Annotated in this window: 8 protein-coding genes; all 8 read right to left on the bottom strand. The window is 56.2% G+C overall.

The window, feature by feature from the left end; translation table 11 throughout:
- Positions 1–908 precede the first annotated feature (908 nt).
- Complete coding sequence (locus tag EXR70_14355) at positions 909–3,734, bottom strand: formate dehydrogenase (GenBank protein ID MSP39667.1); 2,826 nt, start codon at positions 3,732–3,734, stop codon at positions 909–911.
- 34 nt (positions 3,735–3,768) lie between these two features.
- Positions 3,769–5,292 carry a 4Fe-4S dicluster domain-containing protein gene (locus tag EXR70_14350; protein MSP39666.1) on the bottom strand — a complete coding sequence of 508 codons (1,524 nt, stop codon included), beginning with the start codon at positions 5,290–5,292 and terminating at the stop codon, positions 3,769–3,771.
- Positions 5,293–5,501: 209 nt separating this feature from the next.
- Positions 5,502–7,070 carry a hypothetical protein gene (locus EXR70_14345; protein ID MSP39665.1) on the bottom strand — a complete coding sequence of 523 codons (1,569 nt, stop codon included), beginning with the start codon at positions 7,068–7,070 and terminating at the stop codon, positions 5,502–5,504.
- Entirely contained in the window at positions 7,027–7,734 is a 708-nt protein-coding gene (locus EXR70_14340; GenBank protein MSP39664.1) for a hypothetical protein, read from the bottom strand. Before EXR70_14340 ends, EXR70_14345 begins: the two co-directional genes overlap by 44 nt.
- Positions 7,735–7,849: 115 nt before the next feature.
- Positions 7,850–8,149: a hypothetical protein gene (locus EXR70_14335; GenBank protein MSP39663.1), complete on the bottom strand. Its 300-nt coding sequence runs from the start codon at positions 8,147–8,149 to the stop codon at positions 7,850–7,852.
- A 109-nt stretch (positions 8,150–8,258) separates the two neighbouring features.
- A complete protein-coding gene (locus EXR70_14330; protein MSP39662.1) occupies positions 8,259–9,995 on the bottom strand; it encodes a hypothetical protein in 1,737 nt (578 codons plus the stop codon).
- Between the two features lie 158 nt (positions 9,996–10,153).
- Entirely contained in the window at positions 10,154–11,167 is a 1,014-nt protein-coding gene (locus tag EXR70_14325) for a hypothetical protein (GenBank protein ID MSP39661.1), read from the bottom strand.
- A gap of 41 nt (positions 11,168–11,208) precedes the next feature.
- Positions 11,209–12,351 (bottom strand): amidohydrolase, encoded by a 1,143-nt coding sequence (locus tag EXR70_14320; protein ID MSP39660.1) that lies wholly within the window; start codon positions 12,349–12,351, stop codon positions 11,209–11,211.
- Positions 12,352–12,354 lie beyond the last annotated feature (3 nt).

Below are 12,354 nucleotides of genomic sequence, written 5' to 3'. Positions count from 1 at the left end.
AAGACCTTAATGATCGCTGAAATGAGTTTCAGAAAACTCGATGCACCCCAGCTTGTAGACAAAGTCGCTCGTGGTCAGAAGTACGCAAACGGTCAGGAGGTTCGGGTCGCTGCCTAATTCTTTTTACCCACCAATTGACAACGGCTCGTCGATAGCCCGGTAACCTTCAGAAACCATGAGGCTCAGAACTGCGCCAACCATACCCGCCAAAAACAGCGGGCCACGATCGACGTGAAATAGACAATAGCGCGATCCCGGAAGAGTTCTCTTCTGGCACGTTGTGCCGGTCGATTTCGCCACCGCCGTGCAGATACTGTGCATAACTCTCCTGATTACAAACGCCTAAGGAAAACTGGGGGGAGATTTGTGTTTTGCATATTCACTTTCGTGCTTCGAGTCGTCAGCTTGAAAGAATTATCCAAATTGCGGACATCACGACAGATTAAACACCAGCAACTCATTAGTTCTCTGCCCGCCGCCACACTCAACCGCGCCGCCGGCGAAGTAAAACGAGTTGCCGACTACTACGCCGCAGAAGCCGTGGCGGCCTGCTGGCATTGGTGCAAAGGAAGCCCAGCGGCCGGTTTTCGGATCGTAGGCTTCAAACTCCGGATAGGTTTTCTTGTCGCGGTATTCGATCGAAATACCCGGAAAGAATTTCAGGAACGCCTCCGGGGCCGATCATCGATTAAGACCTGCCGACTATCCCCCACCCGGAGAATTCTTGTCAAACGAAGAAGGGCGGGTTTGAAACCCCGCCCCTAGATAAACGTCGTGCCCTTCGTGATTTTCGTGACGATATTGATCGTCTGTTCTTCGTCGTGAAGACGGGCGTATGCCATACGCCCCTACGTTTCGGATCTCTTTTTTGCGCCCTTTGCGTTCTTTGCGGCAAAATCTCTCCGGGCTTATTCCTTCTTGAAGTAGTACGCCTCCAATGCCGGCTTGTACGAACGCGGCAACCAATATGGCCGGCGCAGATTATCCGGCCCTGGCGCGGGCCGCGTCTTCAGCATCCACTTCTTATAGACTTCATGCGATTTGTTGGTGTCGACAAAAACGTCGCCGTACTTGTCGGCGGGGCCAGGCTTGGTGATGCGGACTTTTTGGTGCCAGCAATGTTGACCGCTGATGAAGTCGGGTTGCACTGGAAACGTCAGATTCTGGTGCACGCCGCCGTCTTGCCAGAAGATGCGCGAGGAATCGGGATCTTCGCTCTTGAACGGCTGGATGCCGTGAATCGTGCGCATCATCCATTTCCCTTCGCCCATCTGTTTCAAATCGACCAGCGCGGTCGACCAACGTTCGCCACCGGAATCTTCTTGCAAACGCCAGCGGCCGAGATGGTGCGAACAGGCGATCACGCCGGGCTTGATGCCTTCTGTCACCCATACTTTGTCGATGAAGTAGCCGATCTCGGTGTTCACTTTTAGCAGATCGCCGGTCTTGACCTCGAAGTTCTCAGCGTCTTTGGAGTTCAACCACAGCGGATTGCGGTTGGAAATTTCGTACAGCCACTTGGCATTGCCCGAGCGTGTGTGAATCAACGTCGGCAAACGGAAAGTCGGCAGCAGTAACATCTCGCCGGCGGCGAGATCGATGTTGTCCGGGTGCACATGGCTCTTGATGTAACCGGGAATCGCGTGCTCCGGCCACTTCCAATCTTTGATCGTCTTGGAAAAAAACTCCAACTTGCGCGACGGCGTAGGGAAACCGACAACGGCTTTGCCGTCGATCTCGACACCGAGCACCGCACCATTCTTGGAAACTATTTTTGTTTGCGGATCGACGCTGGCATCGGCCATGTCGCTCGACTTGAGCGCGGCTTCGTGGACTTTGTAAACGTTGTCTTCGATCAAGAACGCGCCGTACTTGCGCATGTAAGCGAGCGGCGTCAGACCTTGCTTCGCCGCCACCGCAGGTAAACCCGGTACGCTGTTCTCGAAAATCCAGCGATAGTAATCCTCCACCGTCATCTTCTTGCCGGGCTCATAGGGCGATTCGAAATATTTGCGAATGCCGAGCGTGCCATCCGGATCGACGCGCCAGGACAATTCAATCCAGAACTCGTCTTCTTCCCACACTTGGCCGATGCCGGCGGCTTCATGGGCTTCGTAGGTGGTGGTGAATTTCTTGCCCTGCTTTTCCAACGCGACGCGGAGAATCGGTTGGCGAAAACCGATCCATCTTGCCGCCTGGGTTTCTTGGCTCATCAAATCATGGCGCTCGGAGCCATGGCCCATGGGCAGAACGTAATCGGCGAACCAGGCGGTTTCGCTCCAGGTCGGCGTCAGACAAGCGTGGCGCTCGACTTTACTTTCGTCGGATAACATTTCGATCCAGCTCATGCCGTCGGGGTTGGTCCACACCGGGTTGTAGACCCGGGTGAAATACATGGCCAGCTTGCCGCGCCCTTCTTTGAGAAAGTGCGGCAGCAGAAAACTCATTTCGAAAAACGCCAAGGGAAATTCTTTGGGTATCAGCAGCTCGTTCCAAATCTTCGACGGCGGCGGCATCAACGGCGGCGCCGGAATAAATTTGTTCGCGGCGTTGGGCGCCGTGCCGCCGACCGTGCCGACCGCACCGACTAGAACACTGAGAAATTGCAAAGCGCGCGCGACTTGCCAGCCGCCCAGGTTGCCCGCCGCGGTATTGCGCCAGACATGAGATGCGAACGCCGATCCCGCCCTAGCGATTTCATGGGCGACGTCGACGATCACACCGGGCTCGATGCCGGCTTCTTTCGCCGCGAACTCGGGGGTGAACTGAGCGTAGGTTTCCTTCAACACCGCCACGAAACTCTGAAACGTCTGCGGCTTGGCACCATGTTCTTCACGCAAAAAATCTTCCCAGTTGACCCAATGGCGGACGAATTCGCGATCGAAGCGATCTTCTTGCAACAACACATTGCACATGGCGAGCAAGATCGCCGCTTCGCTGCCGGGCCAAGTCGACATCCAGTAGTCGGCTTTCGACGCGGTGTTCGACAAGCGCGTGTCGATGACGCAAATTTTTGTGCCGGCCTCTTTGGCTTCAATAATCCGCTGGGCGTGGGGATTGAAATAGTGGCCGGTCTCCAAGTGCGAGCTCAGTAACAAAATGAATTTCGCATTGGCGTGATCCGGCGACGGCCGGTCGATACCGGACCAGAACGCATAGCCAGCGCGCGCCCCGGCGGAACAAACATTGGTGTGGCTGTTGTGGCCGTCGATGCCCCAGGAATGGAGAATCCGTTGATGATAAAGCAGCTCATGGCCGGGCCGGCCGACGTGGTACATGATCTCATTGCGGCGATCTTCTTGCAGCGCTTTACGCACGCGGCCCGCAATGTCATCGAGAACTTCGTCCCAGGACACGCGCTCCCATTTTCCTTCGCCGCGTTTGCCGATGCGTTTTAACGGATAACGGATGCGCTCCGGATCGCTGACTTGATTGAGCGTCGCCGGTCCCTTGGCGCAGGTGCGGCCGCGGCTGCCGGGATGTTCCGGATTGCCCTCGAAGCGACGGATCTTGTTGGTATCCTTCTCGACGACGGCGACCAAACCGCAGGCCGCTTCGCAATTGAAACAAATCGTCGGAATGATCCGGCACTGTTTTTCAACCTTGCGCGGCCACTGGGCCGTGTCGTACTCCATCCAGTCGTCCCATTTTTCCACCGGTGGATAATTGATCAAGCCACGGGGCTCCAATTTCAAGGCATCGGGATTTAGCGGCATGCGCGGTTCATTCATCATTCTTATCCTTCTGACTTCTGACTACTGACAACTATCAGCTCAACGGCACAGCCTGCCCAGCCTTAATCCACAGATGCTCGTACATCCACAAACCGAACAGCGCTAAAATCGCCGCGGCGACATTCGGCAGCAGCGAGCTCATGGGCCAAAGCACTAAGACGATCGGTACGATGCTGCCGAGAGCGACCACGAAAATCCAAAAGGATTTTTTCAGCGGCCCGCTCAACAGAATCTCGCCTGCACGCACCGCGTCTTCGGCGCCATGTTTCATCAACAATTCGCCGAAAATCATCGCCAGGCTCAAGCATAGCGAGATCACCAACAGCTGGCCGAGCCAAGCAAACAACGGCAAGGTGACTCCGAGCAAACTACCGATCAGCGTCAGCGTCGCGGCGCCGGCGGCGATGGCTTGCACCAGCAAATGCCAAAACAGCAACGGGCTTTGCCAGAAGTCACGGCCGCGCGCCTGGGCGAAAAGAAAAGCCGAATATCCCGCCGAGGCCACGGCAAAGGTCGCGGTCGCCAACAACAACAAGGGATGGAGAGCATGGCCGGTGAGAACCAACCCCAACCAAAGCGACAAGAGAATGCCGAATACCGTTAAAACGTAACCGCCTAGCACGAGCCAAGAATTGAGATTGGGTTTGGTCAAGATGTAAAAGAAACGGCCAGGCTTTTTGAGATCGAGCACCAGAAGCGCCATGGTCGCGGCCAGGAACACCAATGACACCATCGGACTAACCACACTCAGCACGGCGGCGTCCTGCTCGAATCCCATGTTGAGAAACAGCGCCGAAAGCAACAGCACGCCGCAAGAAATCGACTTGGTCCAGAGATAGGAGGCGATTTTCTTGCCCCAAGGAGTCGCATGCGAGACGTCGTAAACTTCCCGCGCCGCGCCGGGGATCGAGCGCTCGGGAGATTTTGTTTTCAACGAATAAAGATCCTCGCCGGGATCTTTGTCAGCCCAAAAATGAGCGTCCTGCGGCTCCATCATCGACGGATTGAGCAAGTCGCCCTCGACACCGGTATAAAAAAGTTTCGGCTTGGTGCCCTTCTCGGCTTTGCGCACGCTGACTTTTTCCATGGCGATGCGTTTACTGATCGTACTGTTGGCGTCGTCGAGATCGCCGGAAAGGATCGCCTGAGTCGGACAAACCACTTCGCAGGCCGGCTTGTAGCCCATCTCGACGCGCGACGCATCGAAGTTACATTTCGCCGCGGTATTGCGCTCAGGATCGATGTAGAGCGCGTCGTAGGGGCAAGCCTGCATGCACGACTGGCAGCCGATGCAACGCTCGTTGTCGAAGTCGACGATGCCGTCGTCGCGGCGAAACAACGACACCGTCGGGCAGATCTCGATGCACGGAGCATCGTCGCAATGATTGCAGCGCAGCACGGCGAAATGGCGCCGCGTGTCGGGATAGACGCCCTTCTCGACGTACTTAACCCAAGTGCGATTTACCCCTAGCGGGATGTCGTGTTCTTCCTTGCACGCCACCGTGCAAGCGTGACAGCCGATGCAACGATTCTGATCGATGAGAAATCCGTAGCGCATGACAAACCTTTCCGATCAACTAACTTAGCTATCTTTCGCAAATAAAAGTTTTGATTTTGATAGCAGGAATGTTCAAGCGGGGTCAATCGAATATCGAAAATATCCAGTGGAACAACTCACCACGAAGACACGAAGCACACGAAGGTTTCGGAAAACTAATCTTCCGAACTTCGTGATCTTCGTGTCTTCGCGGTGAAAAGCATCTTGTGTCAAAGATTGCGCGTCGGAAACGCCGGCGGGATAATTTGTTCGACGCTGCGGCCGTTCCAATCGCGGCCCGACCAAGCGTCCCAGGCGCGCTTGGCGCCCGCTTCGGCTTCGGCGAATAGTTCGTCGTCGTTGATGCGTGTCGAGCGGCCGTTTTCGATAACCACCTCACCGTCGACTACCACCGTTTCGACATCCGCGCCGCTGCCATACTCGACCAGCGCATTGATCGGATCGCGCACGGGGCCGTAGCGCGTCGTGCGTAGATTGATGACGACCACATCGGCCTTGGCGCCGGCAGCGAGCCGGCCCAGATCCGAGCGGCCCAAGGCATTGGCGCCGCCAATCGTCGCCGCATTGAAAACATCCGCGGCGCGGGCGCCGGTTGCTTTGCGATCGACCAGCCGGGAAATCAGCGAGGCGTAGCGCATCTCGGAAACGAGATCGAGCGGATAGGTGTCGGTGCCCAGACCGATGCGTACGCCGGCTTCCAGATAACGGTCGAAGGATTCCATGGCGAAAGCCATCTTGGCGCACTTATGCGGACAGTGGCCGACGGTGGCGCCGCTCTCGGCGAGAATCTTCATCTCATCGCCGAGCGGATAATCGACGCGCGAGTGGCCGCCGGTGATTGCCATATGGCCGAGGGTCGTGCGCGGGCCGAGGATGCCCATGTCGGCGAGAAACTCAACGACCGGCTTACGATGTTTGTTGAGTATCTCCAGAAACTCGCGGAAGTTGCCGCCGGCGTGAATATGCAGCGGCACGTCCAACTGTTTCGCCGCGGCGACGGATTCTTTAAGCAAAGACGGTTCGCAAGTCTCTGCTTGGGCTGGATTCAATATTCCCTGCAAGCGGCCGTTATGGGCGCCGTGAAATTTTTTGATGAAGTCGACCGCAAGCTTCAATCCCGGCCGACCTTTGTCGGCCCGCTCTTCGTAGTAATGGCGACCCTCCGCGTCGGTGAAAATATCCTGGCTACGAAACGGCGGACTGAAGAAAACCCGCCCGCCGGTTTGGCCGACGATGGCGACATAATCGTCAAGTGCGCCGGGACCGCCGCCGGGATCGAGAACCGTTGTCGCGCCGTTGCGCAGCGCACTGTAGAGCGCATACTTTCGGCCTAAAGCTACCGCCGGAGGCGCCGGCGGCTCGACTTTCTCTTTCAGTGGCGCTCCGAAGACAAACCAGTTGGCGGCGAGATAATCTTTCTTGGTCACGTCGGTGAGCAGGTAATCGCCGACGTTGAGCTGGGAGTGAACGTGCAGATTTATGAAACCTGGACAAACGATCTTGCCGCTGGCGTCGATGACACGGTCAGCCGGTTGGGACTTGTCGACGCCCACCGACTTGATCGTGTTGCCGTCGATCAACACAGAACCATTGGGAATGATTTCATGACCCGTGCCCGACCAGCCGACCACCACGCCGCCATCGATACGAATACTCATGCAGACATCCTTCGGAAATTTCCTTAGTTCCAGGTAGGGGCGACCGGCGGTCGCCCTCCCATAACACGGCCGAGTGCTAAGGCAACACCGGGTTTTCGTCTTCCTTGCCGTGCAACGCATACAAATAAATATTATTCATATAACGCCAACGCCGGATCGTCGCTTCTTCCACCTGCTTGATTGCCGCTGCTTGCAGTTCCGGCGTGGTGCAATATTTTTCGACGATGGCGAAGCCTTTGGAACCGTGAATTTCGTCGGCGTAAATATGCTCCTCAAAAAAACGAATCTCTCGGGCGCGGGGTTTGTAACCATAGTGTTGGATTAACGCTGGCACAATCTTCTTGCAGATATCCAAGAACTGCGATTCCAAGCCGATAAACAATCCAGCCGCGGTGACCGGCCACGGCTTGCGATAGACCATCATCCAGCCCCAGTTTTGCAACTGTTCCGTGCCGCCGAGCAGGATCGAACTCTCGACGCCGTCGCGGTCTACTCCGCTAGCGCCGACGTAATCTTTCAACATATCGAGATGGCGATCGTCGGGATTCTCCTCATCGCCGAGATTTTCATAGAGATAGTTTTTCACCTCGCGCACGGGAATCTGCGACGCCAAATAGGCGAGCCAATTCAAAAACTCGCTGACGAAGTGATAATGCTGGGTGCAGTAAAAAGCGGTCTGCTCCTTGGTCAACTTGCCCTGCGCCCAGAGCTCGAAGAAGGGATGGTTCTTGCTATGCTTTTTGTCGCGCGCCGCGACCAATTGATCGTGAAATTTATTTGCCATGGTGACCTCGGGTAGGATAACGGCGATCTTCGCCAGTCCTCGCGTCCTATGTTGGGAGAGCTGCCTCAAGTCGAGCCAAACGATCTTCCAGACGAATCATCTGTTCTTTGATCACTTAGAACTCGATATCCAGTGTTTCGTGGAGCTTCATGAATCCATCAACGTGATTCGCAAGTTGATCGATCCGTTGCCCTAGCACGAGCCCTTGCGCGGCAATTTGGCGTTTGAATTCGCCCACCTCAAAATCGAGGCGCTGATCGACTCCCGCGACATGTTGGTTAACTTGATCAAACTGCTGGTCAATTTTCTCAAAACGTTGGTCAACTTGACGAAAGCCTGTGCGGGCCAACCCTTCAATGGATTCAAGTCGTTGCCCGACAGAAGGTGCTTTCTTTGGGGATTTTCGCACGGCCATACTGCACCTCATTTGAGTCGAAACGCAAAACTCAAAGAGGACTCACCTTAAATCAGACCGCGGTCGGATTCAAAGCAACTCCTCTTTGAAACAAGATTTGCTTTGACTTTTATCCCTCGCCGCGCTCGACCGTGTCCTCCACCGTCCGCAAGCGAATATCGATCAACGCCGATTGTCCACCGGCGACCGCGCGCAGGCCGCGTTCCACCGCCTTGCGCACTTCGCCCGGCTCGACGACTTTCTCGCCGTAGCCATCCCAAGCTTTGATCATCTGGGAATACTCCGGCTCCGGCTTGATATGCAGTCCGGAAAAATTTCCCGACTTCACCGCCCAGCCGCCTGGATAATATTTCGGGATGCCGGATTTCTGCGACAGATAACCGGAGTTGTTGAACATGATGGTTAGAAACGGCAGACCATGTTCCTGGGCCGCGCCGAAGGCCGCCGGCGCGGGATCGTAGTTGAACGAGCCGTCACCGATCAAACAGATCACCGGCCGCTTAGGATTTGCGGCTTTCACGCCGAGCGCAGTCGCCAGACCGGTGCCCAGACCGCCGATGCAACCGTTGAAGAACGATCCCGGTTGGAGATTGTCGAAGTAACGGTGCACCGCCAAACGGTGCGTGATGGTCTCTTCGACGACCATCGCGTCTTTCGGCAATACTTGGCTGATCTCATGGGCGACCCAGCGTTGATCCATGGGCTTGGTATTCGCCAATGCCATCGCCTCATCGCGCCATTTTTTGCGCCGGGCATCGTTAGTAACTTTAAGCTCTTCGGCGCGCCGGGTGCGCGCCGGATCGCCCTTGGAAACTTTTTTCTTCAAGGCGGCAAGCAAATGTTCCAACGACGACTCGATCTCGCCGGTGAGGCAGAGATCCGATTGGTAGCCGTAATACGGAATCTCAACGCGCAGCGGATTTTCATCGAGCATGGCGACTTTGGCGCCCTTGGCCGGGGTAATCGAAGCGGGATGCCAAGGTGCGATCACCGCGCAAAGAAAAATCACGTCGGCGCCCTTGACGCTATCGGTCACATTATAGCCACTGTGCAGCGCATGGGTACGCGGAATGTTGATCACACCGGTACTGCGCGATTCGACCACCGAACATCCGAGCAGCTCGGCGATCTCGACCAAGAGATCGACGCTCTTCATGGTTTTGCCGGCATCTTCGGCGACGATCACCGGATTGTGCGCGCCGGCGAGTAAGTTGGCGAGATCTTCGATGCCTTTGGCATCGGCGGTGGCCAAGGGTGAGTTGCCGAGATCCGAGGGCACATCCTTGGTCATGGTGTCGAACATATATTCCATCGGCATGGAGACAAACACCGGTCCGCGCGGACCGGCCATGGCGATCCGGCAGGCGCGCTGCACGGTGGACGGCACGATCGATTTGGTATTGATGCCGAAGCTCCATTTGACCGTGTGATCGACCAGCTTGGCCGGTCCGCCCATGTCGCCGAGATGGCCTTGCCATTGGCCGCCGACATCGGGTCCTTCGTCTTCGCCGAAGCCGATCGACTCGCCGGCAAAAACCACCATCGGAACTTGTTCATGCAGCGCCGCGCGCATCGCCATGGTCGCATGCAAGGCGCCGACAGTGGTGTGAATCACGACCGCGGGCAGCTTACCGGTAGATTTCGCATAGCCGCTGGCCATGCCGACGGCGATCTCTTCGTGGCGCGTGCTGTAATATTGCGGCATCCCTTCGACGCCCGGCTCGGCCAACGCTTCCCACAGCGGCGACCATTCCGATCCCGGCGACGCGAAGATTTTTTCCACACCCATTTTTGCCAACACGCGCAGCATCGACTGCGCGCCGGTCAATCCTTTAGTTTGAATCATGCTCGGCTCCTCTCAAAATTTGCGATCTGAGTACAATTGATAAGCTGCGAATCGCGCCCTTTTCTATGTCACCCTCGGGCGCTGAAAGCAACGAGGAATCCGACTCGCCATGACGCGGCCAATCGCGATTCCTCGTTGCCTCGGGAATGACAGTTTGATTAGATGTTGTAAAAACGCTTGGCGTTGTTGAGTAACAAGTCCTTCTTCACTTCAAGCGAAATATCGTCGCGATTCCACAGTATCGTCGCCGAATCCGGCCAGCTCATGTCCCAGTGCGGATAGTCGGACGCATACATCAATGTCTTCGAGCCGATTTCCTTGGTCACGTAGCCGATCATCTTCTCTTCCGGTTCGCAGCCGTAGTAGCTGCATTCGCTGAAGAGATACTCGCTCGGTTTCTTCTTGCACAACGGCGCTTCGACTTTGCCGCGTTTCTCCCACTCTTCGTCCATGCGCTCGGCCCAATAGGGTAACCAGCCGCAACCGACTTCGAGATAACCAACGCGCAGCTTGGGAAACATTTCCGGAATGCCGCCGAAGACCATGGCCGTCAGCTGGCGCAAGACCGGAAATGGATGTCCGCAGGTATGTAAGCTGATGAACTGATCGAAGATCTCGCTGCCTGGCTCGTCGCCGCCAAAGGCGTGAATGGTCAGCGGCGTGTTGAGCTTCTGCGCTTCTTCATAGAGCGGATAGAATTCCGGGCTGCCAAGATTTTTCCGGTGCGCTTGGGCGACCATCATGCCGCCGCAAAGTCCTAGCTTGGTCACCGCGCGATTGAGTTCCTTGACGCATTCAGCCGGATCGTTCACCGGCAAGTTGGCCACCGCTTTCAGACGCGGCGACGCCTTGCAGTAACTGGAAATGAAATCGTTATAAGCCCGGCACAGCGCCACTTGAAACTTGGCATCGCGCACCCGGCCGACACCCAAACCACTGGTCGGAAACATCACCGCGGTGTCGATCTGCTGAGTATCCATCGCCTCCAAGCGCTCTTCGACTTTGGCGCCGGACCGGCCCAACGTGCCGCCGAGATTGCGATCGTAATGCTCGCTCGGAATGAACGACGAGCGTTGACTCTTGTACGGCTCCGGCAAGTATTGCCGAATGTCATTATCGAGATCCCGCGCATGGGCGTCGGAATCGAGAACTTTTAAATCACGTAACTCCATAAACCACTCCTACAGTAATTTTGCGAATATTGCGCCGCGCGTCAGGCCACCACAGCCTTGGGCAATGACATCGGCGCATTTAGTTTATACAACTTACGCACGTTGGTGTTGAGCAACTTCTCACGGGTCTCGGCGGACAGGTTGGCCATGTCACGCTCAATGACCGCGCGGGAATTGGGCCAGGTGGAGTTCTGATGCGGGTAGTCATTGGACCACATGCAATTGTCTTGGCCCCACCAGGAAAATAGTTTGCCGCCGACCACGTCGTTGAAAAACGTCGCGTAGATCTGCTCGGCGAAATATTCGCTCGGCAGCTTGCTCATCTGAACCTTTTGCGAGTGACGATGGCGTTTGAAATTCTTATCGCACTGGCCCAACCAAAAAGGCATCCAGCCCACTTCATTTTCCACCGAAACGATTTTCAACTTGGGGTGGCGCTCAAGCACGCCGTGAAAGATCAACTCGAACAGCGCATCTTCGATCTCCTGGGTTTGCTCGATGCCGATACGATAACGTTTCGGCCCAGTGGCGGACTGGCGATGCATGCTGTCGCCGAAGCCGGTCAAAATATGCAAATGCACCGGCAGATCGAGGTCCTGGGAAGCCGCCCAGAAGCGCTCATAGTGCTCTGAGGTAAACGGCAAGTTCGCATGGGGCACCTGCCAGATCATGGTGCCGACGATGCCTTGCTTGGCGCAACGTTCCATTTCGGCGATAGCATGGTCGACGTTGTACATGGAGATCAAAGCGATGCTGTACAAGCGGTCGGGGACCTTCTGGCAGTAGTCGATGATCCAATTGTTGTAGGCGCGGAACAGCTCTTCTTGCAACGCCGCGTCTTCAACGCAAAACAGTCCCAAACCCAAGCTTGGATAGAGCACCTCGGCGGCAACGCCGTCGGTGACCATATCGGCTTGGCGTTCGAAGGGATCCCAGCCGCCGGGACGGGCGACCGCGAAACCGGCTTTACGAAACTTCTCCAAATTCTCCGGCTGCTGCCCGGCCATGAACAATCCACCGACAGCTTGAATCTGCACCTCCTCCGAACCGAACATCCAAGCATCACGCTTTTCGTCAAAGAACGCCTTAGGCGCGCGCGCGCTGAACGCCGCCGACATACCCTTCTCCCAAAGGTCCGGTACTTCGATGACATGAGAATCCGACGAGACAATCGATTGTTCCATAGC

It is taken from the genome of Deltaproteobacteria bacterium (assembly GCA_009692615.1).
GTDB lineage: Bacteria > Desulfobacterota > Binatia > UBA9968 > UBA9968 > DP-20.
Note: the sequence above shows the minus strand (reverse complement) of the source record. Positions and strands in the feature narration are given on the sequence as shown.